Below are 16961 nucleotides of genomic sequence, written 5' to 3' on the forward strand. Positions count from 1 at the left end.
TCTGATTGCCTTCCTATACTAAACTCTTCGAGAAGATTCAAGCTGCTCTGAATGCTGGCTCTGATAATCGATTAACAGTTGCTGCATCTTATCCACCGTGCCATCTGGATGAGGAACATGAATGGAAACGGTCAAATTAGAATCGTTCAAGTAATGAAATGAAACCAGATCAAAATTCAAGATCCCGAGCTTCGGACAATGCAGCGTCTTAGGAGCATCCATAGCATCGAGAACCTCGTGGGAATCCCAAAATTCTCGAAACTCCCTGCTAGCCTGTGAAAGCGCCTCGAACTGCTCGGACCACCAAGGATCGTCGACGTGACGGGCATACCCGGCATGGAAATTGGCAACGATTCGCCGAGCATGCAGTTCCCATTGGTCTCCCTTTGCATAGCGGAAACGGGGAGAAGTAAACGTCATCCAGACCAAATTCCGCTCCCTATCCGACATCACCGTAAGATTCCCATTTAATGCGCAGTAGGCCTCATTCCAGGCAATGATGTTCATGCGCGCATCCATGACATTCGCAGGGGAAAGGTTCTGGCTATCCAAAAAACGTTGAAGTTCCGGTGTTACCTTAGAGGGTTGCTTCGTACCGGCCAAGGGAAATTGTTTACGGGCAAGATGGTACAGATGCCTGCGTTCAGATTCATCTAACCGAAGCACTTTCGCTATTCGATCAAGCACCTCAGCGGATACGTTGATATGACGCCCTTGTTCCAAATAGGTGTACCAATCCAATCCCACATCTGCCAGCAGAGCTACCTCGCTGCGACGAAGTCCGGGTGTTCGTCTGCGTCCGGAATCCGGCAAACCTGCTTGCTCTGGGGTTATTCGTTCACGGCGTGAACGCAAAAAACGGGACAATTCCTCATAACGGTCCAATCTGTCTTCCATGTCTTCCATACCTCCTACCTATTCATGAACGTAGGATTCCCAATCCTACGATAACTAGATCTCTTCCTAGCCTCTTCGTGTCCATTTAGACTAGTTTATGTCCTCCTTAGGAGGAATAGCAAGAATGGATAGACAGTGATGATCGGTCCCACCTGTTCAACTCCATTCAGACCCTATCATTGAGGTGATGAAAATGAAAGTAGCCGCCATAGTCGGAAGCATTCGCAAAGATTCATACAACCTGAAGCTGGCCCGTTATATTCAAAACCGTTATCAGCATCTTTTTCAGTTGGATGTGCTGAACATTCGGGATCTCCCCTTTTACGATCAGGATATCGAGTCTGTTCCGCCCCAGCCGGTTATCGATTTTAAGGCGAACGTCGCTGCTGCCGACGCGGTGTTATGGATCACTCCGGAATATAATTCGACCATTCCCGGCGTCATGGCGAACGCGATTGACTGGTTATCCCGCGTGGATCGAGTCATGATCGGAAAGCCCTCATGGATCGTCGGATCTTCCATGGGATTGTTGGGATCGGTCAAAGCGCAGGGCCATCTGCGTGACATTCTGTTCGCATCCGGTATTTCCTCGCCTCTGTTGCCTGGAAATGAAGTGTACATTGGTTTTGTTCATGAGAAGTTTAACGAGAAGGGTGAGCTGACCGATGAACCTACCATTCAGTACCTTGATCTTGTAACCGACAATTTCGTGAAATGGATGAAAGAGCTCTCCCAATTGAAGCAGCTCCAAAGTCAAAAATAAACAGAAAGAAAACTAGGAGGGAGTAAGATGTTTGAGCATATCGTGCTATTGAAATTCAAGCCCGATGTTCCTATTGAAGTAAAAGAAAGTGCAATAAAGCGTGCATATGACTTTAAAGGGAATATTCCGGGGATCGTGGAGCTTAGCGCCGGGATTAACGTTACGGAGGAAATAGAGCATATGCAGGGGTTTACGCTGGGAATCAGAGTCACTTTCGAGAATCAACAGGCTTGCCGAGAGTATATTCAGCACCCCCTGCATCAAGGATTATTGCAATCCATCGGCCCGTTTGTTGAAGGAATCGTCGTTATGGATTACCCGTTTGCTTAATGCTCCCCTTTAAAACACATTAGAAAGGAGAGATTGCTGAAATGGATGAGAAGCTTGCCGGCAAAGTTGCCCTGGTCACTGGAGCATCCAGAGGAATCGGCAGAACCATTGCCGAGTATTTAGCGAATCATGGCGCCAAGGCGGTTATCAATTTTGCGAATCGTTCAGCGATGTTACGGAAGCGGATTACGACCAGCTATTTGCGATTGCGGCATGGCATTCACCTGCAAATAGTATAGTTAAAAATTTCATTTATGCCAGTGTACCACACCAGCTTGAGGGATATAATGACGATGTATTAAGAAGAGGAGGGAAGTCATTTTGACTATTGAACGTTTTCAAATTCAGGTCTCTGATGAAATCCTGAACGATCTGCAATACAGAATCCATCATATCCGCTGGCCGGATCAATTGGAAAATGCGAATTGGGAACGGGGCACGGAATTAAATTACTTAAAATCGCTAGTTTCGTATTGGAGGGACCATTATGATTGGCGCGCACAAGAAGCCAAGTTGAACCGCTTCTCCCAGTTTCGCTGCAAGATCGATGGGATCGACGTGCACTTCGTACATGAACGCGGTAAAGGTCCTAACCCTTTGCCCCTGATTCTTACTCACGGATGGCCCGACAGTTACCTGCGTTACCAAAAAATCATCCCGCTGCTTACGGATCCGGCCAGCCATGGCGGAAACCCCGAGGACGCTTTTGACGTAATCGTCCCTTCATTACCTGGCTTTGGATTCTCCAGCCGTCCTAAACATCCCGGGGTCAACAATTTTCATGTCGCCGAAATGTGGGTTAAGCTCATGACCGAAGAATTAGGCTACAGTAAATTCGCTGCCGCCGGTGGGGATATGGGCTCCGGTGTGACCAGATACCTGGCGGCAAACCATCCCGAACGGTTATACGGAATCCATCTGACCGATATCGGGATTATCCGAGATCTCATAGCTTCATCTGATCAGGCCACGCTTTCGGAAGAAGAGCAGCAATACCAGAATAATGCTTCGGCATGGATGGCTCAGGAGGGCGGCTATATGTCCATTCAATCGACGCGCCCCCAAACCCTTGCATATGGACTTTCCGACTCGCCCGTAGGTTTGGCCGGTTGGATGACGGAGAAATTCCGATCATGGAGCGATTGTAACGGCGATCTTGCGCAAAAATTCAGCGAGGATGAACTCCTTACGCATATTATGATATATTGGGTGACGAACACCATAGGATCGACAGCGCATATGTATTATGATAATGCGCATTCTTTGCCGCCAATCGGCTACATCGAGGTTCCGACTGGCCTTGCCCTATTCCCGGCGGATATCCTGTTGCCGCCCAAGGAATGGGCCATGCGCAACCTGAATGTAACCCGCTGGACTTCGATGCCCCGCGGCGGACATTTTACCGCTCTGGAGGAACCAGAGCTTTTTGCCGATGACATTCGCGCATTCTTCAGACCTTTTAGAACGAAAAGCTAGTGAATCAGAACCGTTTCGAAATAATTCTAAATACACTGTCTAGTAGATAATAAGAAAAGTAGACGGACCGTGGTCATCCCCTGACCCTGCATCATGTTGCCGCTCAGTTCCCCTGTCGGGAAACGAGCGGCTTTCTCTTGACCTTGAAGGCACCTTTGACCGGATTAATTGACAATCCTTATCAACCACGGTTTTGTTACAAAAGTTATTTACTTTAATTAAATACCTTTTTAACAAAGTCAATAAGCTTAGACTTTAAGGCATCACCGTGCTCTCCCTTATGGTACATATCTGTTCCGTGATAACCACTCTCATCCACAATTAGCTCTTTATCCGTGGCTCCGGATGCTTGATATAATTTGCGCACTTCTTTTTCAATTGAGCCTCCATAATCGCCAGGTGAAAAAACAAACATGGATGGTGCTTTAATCTTCTCAACGCTCGGAATTGAATCAAGGGGCCCACATTGTGCAGGAGAAGAAAGAATAATCAGCCCCTCAATAGGCAGCGCCTGACGAACGCCTGCAATGATTGCTGTACTACCGCCACATGATGCTCCCGCCAAAAACACTCTTTTTGCACCCAATCGTTTGAGTTCACTTAAGGCAGCATCTGCATCACGATCTATATTCTGATTATCCTCCGGAAAATTCTGTGAGGCGCCATGATTACGATATTCAGGAATAACAACCAGATACCCACTGTCAGCCAGTTCAGTTCCCATGTCAAGAAAAGAGCAAATGTTATAGCCTTGCTCGTGTGCAAGCAGGACTCCTTTATCTCCACTGCCTAGCACAAGTGCAGACAGATACACCCCATCACTGGTTGTTAATGTAGTTGCTTTATTGCGCAGCTCATCCGGAACACAACTATTCACAAGATGCCCGTTAGAAGACTTCACCGAACGATCCGGCCAGGCAGGATCATATTCAACCGGTTTGTTTGGGGGTATGTTCTTCACTTCGGCAACTGGTGTTTCAGGTACAGCATTTTCTACAGGTTTCGTATTTTGAGGTTGATTAGATAGAGATTGATTTTCATTTGAAGATATAGGCATTTTGGTGGTGCATCCTGTAATCGTTAATAATAAAATGAGCAATAAAAATACCATTTTTGTTCCTTTAGAAAATACGTTCATTGATTTTCTACACCTCCAACTATTACTGACACTAATAAGTGCCGCTCAGTTCCCCTGTCGGGAAACGAGCGACTTTCTCTTAACCTTATTGAGGTACGTCAGCGATAGAAGTCAACCATATCTCCAAACAGCCGTTTAATAAATTCGAGCTCGCTTTCGTTATAACTTTCCAAAAATTCGTACATTCTTTGCCTTTCCTTCGCATGAAGCTCATGATGAGCAGCAAATAGCTTTTTGCCGACAAGCGTTAGCCGAAAATACACTTCCTTTTTGTTATCGTTGAGCTGGGCTTTTCGCACCCAACCTGCCTTTAGTAATTTATTTGCGATCTTGGAGGTATTTCCTTTACTTAAATTTATTCTCTCCGCGATGGAAGTGAGATTGATCGGCTCCTGCTCTCCGATGCACGCAATGGTGTGCAGTTCCGTCATATTCAAGCTGAATTCCGATTCAATATGCTTCCGGATATCCTCCAGGTATGTGGCAGTTATTCGGGTTTCATATTGCTCTTTTTGCTCAAGAAACTGAACGAAAAATTCATGAATGGCGGTTTTGTTCTTACTGGCAGTATCCATGATTATGCTGACTCCCTCGACTTATTTGTTTATTATATCATAGATTGTTTCCTGAGAAACAAACGATCATACTCATATTAAGATTGGTGTTGACAGGATAAAGAGTAAATAAGTACAATGATATTGTTTCATATGAAACAAAAATTATATATAATTTTTATCATACCCTTTTTAACAAGCAATAAAAAGATTCTAACGAAACAATAATTAATGAAGGAGGTGCATACCTACCAATGGAACTCGTGAATCCGAAGACATTGACGGATAAGGTTACATCTGTAATTTCTCATGTCGTGGTAACTACTGCCTCCAAACTGGCCTTCATCTCAGGTCAGGTTTCTGTAGATGAAACAGGAGCATTGGTCGGTTCAGGGGACTATTACGCGCAAGCGGTTCAAGTGTTCACCAATCTTAAGTATGCATTGGAAGCCGTGCGAGCGGATCCATTGTACATTGGAAAGATGAATATATTTGTGGTAAACCACAATCCGGAATTGATTTCGATTATTTTTGATGCAGGATTTTATGTGTTTGGCCCTAACTGGCCGAAGACAGCAAGTACCTATATAGGCGTTCAAGCACTAGCCGATCCTGAATGGCTTATCGAAATAGACGCTATCGTGATCTTCCCATAATGTTTAAGAAAAGAGGTTATTTATATGAAATATGAAGTCATCCTTATCGGTGGCGGACCTGTCGGCATGATGTTGGCTGGGGAATTGGCATTAGCCGGTGTAAAGGTCTGCGTCATTGAGCGATTAAAAGAGACAACTCCATATTCACGTGCGCTTACCGTCCATCCACGAACCCTTGAAATATTAGATATGCGTGGAGTGAAATCACAATTAATCAGTCAAGGCCGCTTACTTTCGAGAGGACATTTTGCCGGATTAGAAACCCCCTTGGATTTCTCGGTGTTGGATTCTTCTTCCAATCACACCCTCTTTTTACCGCAGAGTGAGACGGAGAAGGTGCTGGAGGAATGGGCGCTTAGCCTTGGCGCAGAGGTCCGGAGAGAGGTTGAGGCTCTATCTGTGCACCAGAATGAGGATGGGGTTGACGTTAAGATCGCGGGACCTCATGGAGAAACAACGTTAAGATCAGCTTATGTGGTAGGTACGGATGGAGCTAGAAGTTTGGTTCGCAAGCATGCAAACATATCATTTGAAGGTACAGATGCGACCTTCACGGCTATTCTGGGGGATGCCGTTCTATCTGAATTGGCTCCTATGAGTGTCATATCCCGGATTACAGAAAAAGGATTGGTCAGCATCATGCCAATCAATGATCATATCTACCGAGTCTTGATGATCGATATGGAGAGACGTAACATCTCTAAGGATGAGAAGGTTACATTGGAAGAGTTTCGTTCATCGCTCATCCGTACGACCGGAAGCGACTTGGGATTGAACGATGTGATATGGATGTCCCGTTTCGGAAATGCGACGCGGCAAGCGGGACGCTATCGGAATGGTCGATTGTTTTTGGCCGGAGATTCGGCGCACATTCATTTTCCGGCTGGTGGACAGGGAATGAACGTCGGCTTACAAGAAGCGATGAACTTAGGCTGGAAGCTTGCAGGAGCAATCAAAGGCTGGGCTCCGGACTGGCTATTGGACAGTTATCATACCGAACGTTTCCCATGGAATACAGCCTTGCTCCGGAATACCGAGGTCCAAACCCTGCTTCTGGACGTGACTCCTCCCATCACGGAACTGCGAAGCATGTTGGCTGATCTGATTCAAATACCGGAGGCTAATTATCAAATCGCCGCACAAGTTTCCGCCATGGATGTACATTATGCATCCGACGCAGAAGCGCCTTCCCATCCTTTAAATGGGAAACGGTTCAAGGATCTCAGCTTAAAGCTGAAAGACGGGCAATTGATTAACGCCTATCCGCTCCTGCACAAAGGTACTTTTCTTCTGTTGCATTTCCATTCTAATGAACAGAATAGCGGCCAATGGGAAACGTATAGCCATCTTCAAGTTGTACATGCCTCTTTGGCTGAGGCTGACGCGGATTGGAATGACGTCCACACGGCACTTATTCGGCCGGATGGACATATTGCCTGGGCGATTCCTCTATCCGATCCGAATCCCATGCAAACCATAAATGAAGGAATCACTCGCTGGTGCGGAAACATTACGGATTAGTAATTCGTTTGAGGTGTGTGACCGCCTCCCCCTGACCCAGTAAGGTCTGTAGATGATTGAACAAGCACCGTCCTTTATGTCAATGGAATCAAGTTCTTATCCTCAGGTTGGGATAAAACTTGATTCCTTAAATCCCTCTCCCCAATTCTGCAGAACGCATCATCACAGCCTTGATCCAGGCGCTTTACCACTATTTGTGGTACGGTTCAACTTAACGCACCCGGTCCAGAAGCTATAATCAAACAACATGCACAGCAGGCCACCGAAGAAATCGGTGACCTGATCTGATATTATTTGTTCAACTTATATAGAAGCCTGGTTTTTCAAACTTCCGCATTGCCGGTTACGCCCGCAGCTGCAGATCGGCGACGCATGGATAATGAAATAATAGCCGGGATGAGTCCAATGGCAACGAAAGCTCCGCCAAGCAAACCAACGGATGCTAGCGAGATGCTTTCTACAACAATGCCTCCGATTACAGCCCCTACAGCCATGCCCAACTGCACAATAGAATTATTCAAACTCAGGATAATCCCCGAAGCCTGAGGAGCCATGCCGATTAAATAAACTTGTTGAACCGGCCCCGTCGACCAGGCGAAAAAGGACCATAACATAAGCAAAGGCAACACGATCATGGACGAGTGGGAGAACGCCGTCAGTAATAATAATATTCCCGAGTGAAAGAGCAAGCCTCCAATCATCGTACGGGGGATACCCCATTTATCTGCACCGTAACCGCCAACTTGGGACCCTATGAGACTGGCCAGCCCAAACGCAAACAACCCGATGTTTACCATCCCTTCGCTCATCCCCGTAATGTCCAGAAGAAACGGCGTTATATAGGTGTACAGCATCGTATAGCCCAATATCCAGAAAAAACTGATGGAAAGCGCGACCGTGATTCGTGGGCTTTTTAATAAGGCAAGCTGTTCCCGAATAGGTACGGGAGCCTCTCCTTCCGATCTCGGAATCGCCAGCAAAAGGACCAGCATCGCGATTAAGCTCAGGGCTCCGACTCCCGTAAAGATGATTTTCCAATCATGTGAGCCCGCAATGATTCTCCCAAGCGGAACCCCTAAAATAAGTGCGAGATTAAAGCCCACTAGAACCGTGGCGATTGCGCTGCCCTGTTTTCCTGGATGAGATATTTTAGCGGCAACCGTCAGGGCGACGACCATAAATACCCCCGTGCTGATCGCCAAGATAATTCTTGCTCCAAGCAGCATGCCGTAGCCTGTAGTTGTGACCGTGATCAAGTTCCCTACGAAAAATAATCCCAAAGCCGACAGCATAAGCTTTCTTCGATCCATTTTTGCCGTGAGCGCAATTAGGATCGGGGTGCCGACGGCATAAGCAAGCGAGTAGACCGTAATCAACTGCCCGGCCGCCGCTACCGACACTCCAAAATCACTTGCAAGCATATCCAAGATGCCGGCAATCACGAACTCTGAAGTTCCAACTAAAAAGCTGACAATGGCTAAAATATAAATTTTCCATGAATTTCTCATCTATTTCTCCTCTTTTCATTTCAACAGATCTAAATCTATAGAATTCATATTTAAAAAAATTGCTCAATTCGCCGACTTCACTTCTCGGCCCAATCAAGCCTCCTCGTTCCCAGCGTTCGTGGTCTGCTTTAAGCGTTATGGCCAGATGTCTGACGTGCCAGCTCCTTACGGACAATCGGCGCTACTTTGGTCCCGAGAAGCTCAATCGTCTGCAGCAAATCGCAATGCGGCAAGGAACTGAAATCGTTGTACATCATGAAGCGAGTCAAGCCAAGATTCTTATGCAGCAGCACGATTTTTTCTGCGACGTATTCGGGATCACCGACGTATAGAGCGCCATGAAGGTTGCGGGCTGAATCGTACGAGTCACGTGTATAGGTAGACCAGCCTCGTTCCCGTCCAATGTGGTTCATTTGGCCAGCCATGACAGGGTAATACCGCTTAGCAGCCTCTTGTGCCGTATTCGAAATAAAGCCATGCGAATGTGTAGCAATTTGCAGCTTATTCGGATCGTGACCAGCTTTCACGGCGGCTTCTTTATAAAGCTTCACTAAGGGTGCGAATCTTTGCGGCTCCCCTCCCAGGATTGAGAAGGCAATAGGAAGTCCCAGCAAGCCGGCCCGAACAGCTGATTCCGGATTGCCGCCCGTACCGATCCAGACAGGCAAAGGCTCCTGCAGTGCACGAGGATAGACGCCCATGTTGTCAATCGCCGGGCGATGACCACCACGCCAGGTTACCTTTTCGGAAGCGCGAATCTTCAACAGCAGTTCCAGTTTCTCTTCATACAATTCCTCGTAATCTTTCAGGTCATAGCCGAATAGCGGGAACGATTCAATGAACGACCCCCGTCCGGCCATGATCTCCGCTCGCCCGTTCGACAGACCGTCCAACGTTGCAAAGTCCTGATATATCCGCACCGGATCGTCCGAAGATAGCACCGTCACTGCGCTCGAGAGCCGGATCCGCTTCGTTGTAGCTGCAGCTGCGGCCAGAATGACAGCTGGCGAGGAGCTTGTGTATTCGATGCGATGATGCTCGCCGATGGCATAGACGTCAAGGCCGACCTGATCTGCCAATTGGATTTCTTCGATCGCCTGGCGCAGCCTCTGGGCATGCGAGACACCGCCATTTCCGGGATTTGCATGAAGGAAGGTGCTCATTCCAATCTCCATCGTATTCGTTTGACCGCTCATAGTTATTCTCTCCTTCTTAATATGGAATAGGGGGGATTAGTAAAAAACTGTTGAATAATCATTCCAAATCGACTCGTTCGTTAAAATCCGTTTAAGTATAAACCCCAATCAATTCTATAGTTCTAAACTTATAGAATTGATTTTCGAAAAAATTACGCCAACAAAAAGGGCGCAAATTTTTCCGCTATTTCTCGATTGACGTTATAGTGAATAAACGATCCATTCTTGCGAGAATCAATCAAGCCAGAGTCCGTCAATTGCTTTAAATGATGCGATAGCGTCGAGCCTGCAACCGACTCAAGCCTTTCACCGACGGCAGTGAAGCATAAATTGCTCTCTTTCGCGAGCAGTAAAGCGATTTTCAACCGGGTTGGTTCCCCCAAAGCTTTATACACTTTAACCGCTTGCCCGATATCTTCTTGATTTTCTCTCACTGTATCCACCTCCCCGCACATCTTCTGCAGTTCTATAACTATCGAAATCAAGTTTAGCACCATGTCGTTCAAATGTAAAGGGCAGAGCTGAACCCTGCTCCCTCTACCCTCGCTAATTTTATTCCTCGACTGCGATGCCGGCAGCTCTTAAATGCCCGTAGGCAACGATTCTGCTAAACTGAGATGAAACTTCATCTGCAGGAAGGGGTTTATCGTTTTTAATCCACCAAATTACAATCCCCATGAATGACGATCCGAGGTATTCGATCAGTATTTCCTTGGATATCGCTAATGGGGAGTTTCCCTGAGCAGGTTTCCACCCCTCAATTAATTTATCTTTAATGATATTCTCCATTTTCGCTTGAAGCTGATAGATTCTATTCTCATCTATTAACATGGAATGATAAAAGGTCAAATTTTGAGAAATATGCTCCAGTACAGTTTGCATGACTGTCTCGAGTAGAGAAATACTGAAAGGATTCATGCTGATGGGACAAAGAACGACCGCATCCTTTAACTCGCTCAACAATTCATTCATACATGTATCTAGTAAATCAGGCTTGTTTTGGTAGTGGAGGTAAAATGTGTTTCGATTGATCATAGCCCGATCGGCAATATCCTGGATCGTTATGGATTCATATCCCTTTTCCTGAATAAGCTCATAAAACGCCTTTCGAATCGATTGTTTCGTGCGCAGTATTCTTAGGTCGGTTTTCTTGTTCATTGTTTTCGTTCCCCCTACATTTATTTAGGTCGTTAAGCGACAAAGTTTTATGAGTTGTCTGTTATCCATCATAACTAAAAATATTGAATATTGAGCGTTATATTAGCCTCTATTATAATGAGCAAGAGATAAATAAACAACGTAATGTTCATTATTTATCTAATGACTAAAAAGAATTCCAAGGAGGACATTCCAATGACATCCAATCATCAACATGAGCTTGTTCGTAAGGCAGTCGCCGTACTGGAAAGTTTTGAGAGCGGCAATCCCGAAGCGATTACGGCTTACGTTCATCCAGATCAATATATTCAGCATAACCAGGCCTTACTCGATGGTCGTGAAACCATGCTTGGTGCTCTAGATCATTTAAAGGAAATTGGTACAAAGGTAAGCATTAAGCGGGCTTTAGTTGACGGAAATTATGTGGTACTTCATTCTGTATATCATTTTCACGGCCCTAAAATCGTATTTGATATCTTCCGTTTTGAGAATGGACTAATCGTTGAGCACTGGGATAATTTGCAAGAGATGGTGGAGAAGACACCAAGCAATCATACAATGATTGACGGACCGGTTACGATTAAGGATATCGACAAAACGGATGCCAACAAGGCATTTGTCAGAAGCTATGTTGAGAACATCTTGCTCGGGAAGAACCCTGACCTGCTTGCCTTTTACTTTGATGGAGATCACTACATTCAGCATAGTCCGCATATTGCAGATGGCCTTTCAGGTCTTCACACTGCTTTGCAGGCTCTGAAGGAGAAAAATGTTGAGTTTCAATATACTTATGTCCATCAAGTTATCGGTCAAGGCGATTTTGTTCTTACAATGAGTGAAGGTCTGTTTGATGGTCAGCATACCGCTTTCTACGATTTGTTCCGCGTAGAGGATGAAAAGATCGCTGAGCATTGGGACGTAATCGAGGCCATCTTGCCGGCAGAAAAACGAAAAAATTCGAACAGTAGATTTTGAAGTTTGTGTAGCTGAATCGCAAGAAAGACATCGCCGAAATTTAAGTGCGGTGATGTCTTTCGATTTTACGAATGTACTTGAGTGATCATTTTTTTAATGAAATGGATACAGAAGCGTTGCTGCAGCAACGCTATTTTTGTTCATTGCCATGAAGTGACCGTGTGATGCAGCCATATTATATGGTGGTCCTTTCACAATGAACATTGCCGTTGATAATCAACCATATGTTCATTATAAAGAGACGAGGAGTAGTGGATCGTGAAAATGCTGACACAAAAAATGATGTGGCTGGGAATGGTGCTCGTCCTGATCGTATTGACCGTATTCGGGGTAGCGATGATGGGATCGGTGCTTGGATCGAAGCCAAAGGAGGTCCCGGTGGCCCTCGTTATCCTTGACCAGCCAGCGGAGCTGCCGACTGGAGGAACGTTTGCGATAGGGGAAATGATCCGGGAAAAGTTGCTGTCTAGCCCGGCAATGCCGTTCGTCTGGCATGTCGTGGATTCCGAGGAAAAGGCCCGGGAAGGACTGGATAAACGCGAATATTACGGAGCGATGGTGATTCCGGCGGATCTGAGCAGCGGTTTACTCTCGCTAGCAACGCACTCGCCGATTCACCCTAATGTGAGAATCATCTCCAATGAGGGTATGAACACCCAAGCCTCGATGGTCGTAAGACAGGCAATGGGGCAAGCGATGAACATGATCAACGGGGAACTGTTGCAGCAGCTGCTTGGGCAGATCGGACAGCAAACGGAGCAAATTTCGGTTGAGACGGCTAAAGCTTTAATGACACCGGTGAACGTTCAGGAGGAAGTCGTGCATCCACCGGGAGCGAATAATGCGGCGGGGAATGCGCCGGGTTTGTTGACCCAGATTATATGGATCGGCAGCATGGTGACCGGAGTCGTCTTGTTCCTGGCTAGCCAGAAGGCGGTCGCCGCGGGTTCAAGGAGATGGACAGTCAGCGCGCTGCAAGCTATCGGGGGGCTTGCGATCGTCGGCATAGCCTCGTGCTACACCATATGGATGGCTTCGTCGTGGTACGGTATGGAACTGGCGAACGCGGGGGAGACGTGGTTGTTCTTATGGTTGGCTGGATCGGCGTTCTTCTTGTTGCAATCTTCCTTGCTGAATTGGATCGGATTCCGGGCAATACCGCTTCTCGTACTGCTGATGTTCTTCTCCATGCCGCTGCTGAACATGGCTCCGGAGTTCTTGTCGCAGACGACGCGAGATTGGATCTATTCGTGGACGCCACTGCGATTCGCGGCAGGAGGGCTACGGGAAGTAATGTACTTCGGCGGACTGGACGCAGCTTACTCAAACGCCTTGATTTTGTGGGGCGTCGCCGGTGGATTTTTGGTCTTGCTGCTCACTTCCGTATTTAGGGCTAATCGAGCGACAGATGCCGCTCCTACTTCTGTTACAAGCAATTAAAATAAAGTAAGAACAATCAACGATGCGTTGTACTTCCTTTTTTACGCTCAATGTTATAATTAGATTGCGACCATTTCTGGGAAGTATTAAAAAGTTATAAAAAAAAGCAAAAACCCTTGATGATATACCATCAAGGGTTTTCTTATTATGGAGCCTAGGGGGATCGAACCCCTGACCTCATCGCTGCCAGCGATGCGCTCTCCCAGCTGAGCTAAGGCCCCGTAAGCGACTTCTATATCATATAAAAAATCAGCAGGCATGTCAACAGGTTTTTCACATTTTTTGATGACGTGCTGTATCCCTTTTACTTCTCTATATAATGTCACTTATCGATGATGAGGATGGGCTCCTTGAGAGCACCGGAAGAGCACCTGGATCACGCAGAACCCTGGCGCTCTTACAGCTCCTGACCGTCCGTATCCTTGGACAGCAGGCTTTTCAGTTCCTTCATAAACATATTGATATCCTTGAACTGCCGATACACGGACGCAAACCGGACGTACGCTACCTCATCGACCGGATACAGCCGTTCCATCAGAAGCTCCCCGATCTGGCGGCTCTCCACCTCTGCTGCTGCGGTATTGCGCAGTGCCTTCTCGACATCCGATACGATCATATCCAGCTGATCCACGGATACCGGACGCTTCTCGCATGCCCGGATCAAACCGCGGAGTACCTTCTCCCGGCTGAATTCTTCTCGGCTTCCATCCTTCTTCACAACAATCAGCGGCGTTTCCTCCACCATCTCAAAGGTTGTGAATCTCTTGCTGCACTGCTCGCATTCCCTGCGGCGGCGGATGGATTTATTCTCGTTGGCAGGCCTGGAATCCAGCACTTTCGTTCCGGCATAACTGCAATATGGACACTTCATAAAGTCATCTTCACTTCCTTTGTTTTCAGCGTATTTTAGCCTTAACGGCCCTAATGAAAAATTTACCAGCAAAACTTTTTTCTTTTATGTTATGAAAATGCGAAACCCGAGACATAATACTTTTACCAACCCAAGGAGGTGAACTTAACATGGCACAAAGCAACAACAACTCCAACAACCTGGTTGTTCCTCGCGCAAACGCTGCTCTTGAGCAATTGAAGTACGAGGTAGCTCAAGAACTTGGTATCTCCATTCCACAAGACGGATACCAAGGTAACATGACTTCCTACGAGAACGGTTCGATCGGGGGATACATCACAAAGCGTCTTGTAACCCTGGCCGAGCAACAATTGGCTGGTCAATTCTCCGGTCAATAATTGATTCTTCCTTAAAAAAGGAGTGTTGGACGGCTCGATGTAAGAGCCTGTCCAGCGCTCTTTTTTCGTTAAAAGCCGTCCTTATACACATCCGTATATTGATTATAATAATAAATCACGCGCTGTACATAGTGGCGGGTTTCCCCGATGGGAATACTCTTCACATTCTCGTAGGTTCCATCCCACATGCCCTTGTTGATCCAATTCTTGACGTTCCCGGGGCCTGCATTATAGGCGGCGATGGCGGCAATCGGGTTGCCGTCCATTTCCTTGTGCAGGTTCTGAATATACCAGGTGCCCAGCTGGATATTCGCATCCACTTCATTCTTTACGTTCAGCAGGTTTACCGATGGCAGCTTGGCCATTTCCATCGCCCAATTCGCCGTATCCGGCATCAGCTGCATAATGCCCAGGGCGCCTTTCTTGGACTCCTTACCCGGCTTGAAGTTCGTTTCCACACGAATGATGGATGCCACCAGGAACGGATCGACCTCATAGTAAGCGGCATGCTTCCGTATTTCATCTTTATAATGAATCGGATACAGCAAGGTCATCCAGTTCGAGCTCAGATACAGAAGCGCTACAAAAGAGACAAACAGCAGAAGCAGCACTCTTTTTTTACGGAGCCACTTCATAGACTAACCAACCTGCCCCACAGGTTGTCCACCTGCTGCTGTGTTTCGGCCAATGTTCCGCTGTTATCGATGAGGATATCCGCCAGACGCTTCTTCTCCTCGATATCCATCTGACTGTTTAAACGCGCTTCCGCCGCTTCCCTGTTAAGATCATCGCGTACCATCAGACGCTCAAGCTGCAGCTCTCGCGGTACATAAACAACAGCGATCTGGTCAAGATAAGAATAATACTCCTTGGCCTCAAGCAGCAGCGGAATATCCGCCACGACGAGCCGGTCGGGATACTGCCGCTCATACGCTTCCGTCCGTTCCCGGATTTCCTGCCGGATCGCCGGATGCGTGATCTCATTCAATACCGTTCTCTGCTCGGGATGATGGAAGATCACTTCCCCGAGTTTTTTTCGATTCAGCGTACCGTCCTCAAACAGGATCGCTTGTCCAAAATGTTCGGTCACTTTACCCAGCACCGGATGACCCGGGAGCATGACTTCCCGGGCGATGAGATCCGCATCGACGAGAAGTGCTCCCTTCATGGCCAACATGGAGGACACGGTGCTCTTGCCAGTTGCAATTCCTCCGGTTAAACCGATATTCATGACTTCACCTCATAACAGCTTCATTATACCCATGACGATTAACAAAAAAGCAGGCAAATAAGAGATAAAACGCATGCCGCCCTTGGATGCAAAACGTAAACCAACCCTCATGCCCAGCACCAGGAATATCCCGCTAAACAAGGAAACAACAGCCGCGGTACCTAACGGTGAGAAGCCCAGCATGGCGGCGCCAAGCCCTGCGCCGAACGCATCGAGCGATAACGCGATCCCGAGCCACATCGCCTCCCACGGGGAGATGCTGCCGGAGTCGTCCAGATCCGCCTTCGAGGGACTGCGGAGAATTTGAATGACAACCCCGGCCTTCGGAATCTCAAGAGAGAATACCGCCCGCTGAAGATGCACTTGACCTGCCGTGTTAACCTCACGTCTTGATTTCACTTGATGGTCAGATGCCTTCTTTTCCATAAGAGACTTCGAAATATCCTTACTGGAAACCGGCTGCACATCTGACTCGTTTTTTCTGCGAACTTGCTGATATAGAGACCATAAGCCCAGCAGAATCAAAATGGCGGCTCCGATCACAGACGCCACGGATGGGGATAAGAACCGCTGTAACAGCGCGCCCGCCTGCATGGAGGCGCCAAGCACCAAGCCGGAACATAGCGAGATGATCAATACAGACAGCAGCGGTATCCTTGTTTTGCGCAGACCGTATGTAACCCCCGCACCGAATCCGTCCAGGCTTAATGCCATGGCCAGCAGCGCAGACGAGAAAATATGACTGAGCACCCTTTTCCCTCCTCGTAAGCTCCACATCAAGCGGCTCATTCATGAAGAAGAGCAGCTCCATGCGCTCCACATATGTTCCACATTATATGTGTAGGGATAGGAATGGGTGCACGCCTATTG

19 protein-coding genes, 1 tRNA gene and 1 pseudogene are annotated in these 16961 nt (G+C 47.2%); 9 read left to right on the plus strand and 12 right to left on the minus strand.

The genetic code is table 11. The features are described 5' to 3' along the window. Positions 1-18 precede the first annotated feature (18 nt). Positions 19-897 (minus strand): helix-turn-helix transcriptional regulator, encoded by an 879-nt coding sequence (locus tag MKY82_RS25980; RefSeq protein ID WP_339294695.1) that lies wholly within the window; start codon positions 895-897, stop codon positions 19-21. Positions 898-1090: 193 nt separating this feature from the next. Here MKY82_RS25980 and MKY82_RS25985 point away from each other — a divergent pair, with 193 nt between their 5' ends. From MKY82_RS25985 to MKY82_RS26000, 4 genes and pseudogenes are all read left to right on the plus strand, one after another. After that, complete coding sequence (locus tag MKY82_RS25985) at positions 1091-1660, plus strand: NAD(P)H-dependent oxidoreductase (protein ID WP_339224583.1); 570 nt, start codon at positions 1091-1093, stop codon at positions 1658-1660. A gap of 27 nt (positions 1661-1687) precedes the next feature. Further along, on the plus strand, positions 1688-1990 hold the full coding sequence (locus tag MKY82_RS25990) for a Dabb family protein (protein ID WP_220684141.1): 303 nt from the start codon (positions 1688-1690) through the stop codon (positions 1988-1990). 41 nt (positions 1991-2031) lie between these two features. Further along, positions 2032-2154 (plus strand): annotated as a pseudogene (locus MKY82_RS25995) (SDR family NAD(P)-dependent oxidoreductase); the annotation flags it as partial. A 157-nt stretch (positions 2155-2311) separates the two neighbouring features. Further along, the gene (locus MKY82_RS26000) at positions 2312-3466 is read left to right on the plus strand and encodes an epoxide hydrolase family protein (protein WP_339294696.1); all 1155 of its coding nucleotides are present in this window, start codon (positions 2312-2314) and stop codon (positions 3464-3466) included. Positions 3467-3680: 214 nt separating this feature from the next. On the opposite strand, the gene MKY82_RS26005 is transcribed toward MKY82_RS26000, so the two are convergent. Next, positions 3681-4604, minus strand: coding sequence for an alpha/beta hydrolase (locus MKY82_RS26005; RefSeq protein WP_339294697.1), 924 nt, complete (start codon positions 4602-4604; stop codon positions 3681-3683). A gap of 98 nt (positions 4605-4702) precedes the next feature. Continuing rightward, positions 4703-5179, minus strand: coding sequence for a MarR family transcriptional regulator (locus tag MKY82_RS26010; RefSeq protein ID WP_339294698.1), 477 nt, complete (start codon positions 5177-5179; stop codon positions 4703-4705). A gap of 233 nt (positions 5180-5412) precedes the next feature. Here MKY82_RS26010 and MKY82_RS26015 point away from each other — a divergent pair, with 233 nt between their 5' ends. Both MKY82_RS26015 and MKY82_RS26020 read left to right on the plus strand, forming a co-directional pair. Further along, positions 5413-5814: a RidA family protein gene (locus MKY82_RS26015; protein WP_194544169.1), complete on the plus strand. Its 402-nt coding sequence runs from the start codon at positions 5413-5415 to the stop codon at positions 5812-5814. 24 nt (positions 5815-5838) lie between these two features. After that, a complete protein-coding gene (locus MKY82_RS26020) occupies positions 5839-7335 on the plus strand; it encodes a monooxygenase (protein WP_339294699.1) in 1497 nt (498 codons plus the stop codon). 323 nt (positions 7336-7658) lie between these two features. Here MKY82_RS26020 and MKY82_RS26025 read toward each other — a convergent pair whose 3' ends face one another. The 4 genes from MKY82_RS26025 to MKY82_RS26040 form a co-directional block, all read right to left on the minus strand. Beyond that, a complete protein-coding gene (locus MKY82_RS26025; protein WP_339294700.1) occupies positions 7659-8843 on the minus strand; it encodes an MFS transporter in 1185 nt (394 codons plus the stop codon). Between the two features lie 128 nt (positions 8844-8971). After that, entirely contained in the window at positions 8972-10039 is a 1068-nt protein-coding gene (locus tag MKY82_RS26030; RefSeq protein WP_339294701.1) for an Atu2307/SP_0267 family LLM class monooxygenase, read from the minus strand. A 152-nt stretch (positions 10040-10191) separates the two neighbouring features. Then, a complete protein-coding gene (locus MKY82_RS26035) occupies positions 10192-10473 on the minus strand; it encodes a metalloregulator ArsR/SmtB family transcription factor (RefSeq protein ID WP_339294702.1) in 282 nt (93 codons plus the stop codon). 118 nt (positions 10474-10591) lie between these two features. Beyond that, positions 10592-11197, minus strand: coding sequence for a TetR/AcrR family transcriptional regulator (locus MKY82_RS26040; RefSeq protein WP_339294703.1), 606 nt, complete (start codon positions 11195-11197; stop codon positions 10592-10594). A 195-nt stretch (positions 11198-11392) separates the two neighbouring features. Between MKY82_RS26040 and MKY82_RS26045 the strand changes: the two genes are divergently transcribed. Next, positions 11393-12172, plus strand: coding sequence for a nuclear transport factor 2 family protein (locus MKY82_RS26045; protein ID WP_339294704.1), 780 nt, complete (start codon positions 11393-11395; stop codon positions 12170-12172). 258 nt (positions 12173-12430) lie between these two features. After that, entirely contained in the window at positions 12431-13612 is a 1182-nt protein-coding gene (locus MKY82_RS26050) for an ABC transporter permease (RefSeq protein WP_339294705.1), read from the plus strand. Between the two features lie 148 nt (positions 13613-13760). Here the strand turns inward: MKY82_RS26050 and MKY82_RS26055 are convergent. Together MKY82_RS26055 and nrdR are read right to left on the minus strand one after the other, a co-directional pair. After that, a tRNA-Ala gene (locus tag MKY82_RS26055) sits at positions 13761-13833 on the minus strand. A gap of 176 nt (positions 13834-14009) precedes the next feature. Then, positions 14010-14483, minus strand: coding sequence for a transcriptional regulator NrdR (nrdR, locus tag MKY82_RS26060; protein WP_071218088.1), 474 nt, complete (start codon positions 14481-14483; stop codon positions 14010-14012). A 149-nt stretch (positions 14484-14632) separates the two neighbouring features. On the opposite strand from nrdR, the gene MKY82_RS26065 reads away from it, so the two are divergent. Next, positions 14633-14860: an alpha/beta-type small acid-soluble spore protein gene (locus MKY82_RS26065; protein WP_053492022.1), complete on the plus strand. Its 228-nt coding sequence runs from the start codon at positions 14633-14635 to the stop codon at positions 14858-14860. A 68-nt stretch (positions 14861-14928) separates the two neighbouring features. Here MKY82_RS26065 and MKY82_RS26070 read toward each other — a convergent pair whose 3' ends face one another. Genes MKY82_RS26070 through ytaF form a run of 3 tightly spaced genes read right to left on the minus strand, consistent with a single transcriptional unit; the run spans position 14929 to position 16841 of the window. Continuing rightward, positions 14929-15495, minus strand: a complete 567-nt coding sequence (locus tag MKY82_RS26070) for a lytic transglycosylase domain-containing protein (protein ID WP_071218087.1) — start codon at positions 15493-15495, stop codon at positions 14929-14931. Next, complete coding sequence (gene coaE, locus MKY82_RS26075; RefSeq protein WP_339219296.1) at positions 15492-16091, minus strand: dephospho-CoA kinase; 600 nt, start codon at positions 16089-16091, stop codon at positions 15492-15494. The genes MKY82_RS26070 and coaE overlap by 4 nt, the downstream gene beginning before the upstream one ends. 9 nt (positions 16092-16100) lie before the next feature. Next, the gene (gene ytaF, locus MKY82_RS26080) at positions 16101-16841 is read right to left on the minus strand and encodes a sporulation membrane protein YtaF (RefSeq protein ID WP_220684130.1); all 741 of its coding nucleotides are present in this window, start codon (positions 16839-16841) and stop codon (positions 16101-16103) included. Positions 16842-16961: the final 120 nt, after the last annotated feature.

This window comes from Paenibacillus sp. FSL W7-1279 (assembly GCF_037969845.1).
GTDB lineage: Bacteria > Bacillota > Bacilli > Paenibacillales > Paenibacillaceae > Paenibacillus_AQ.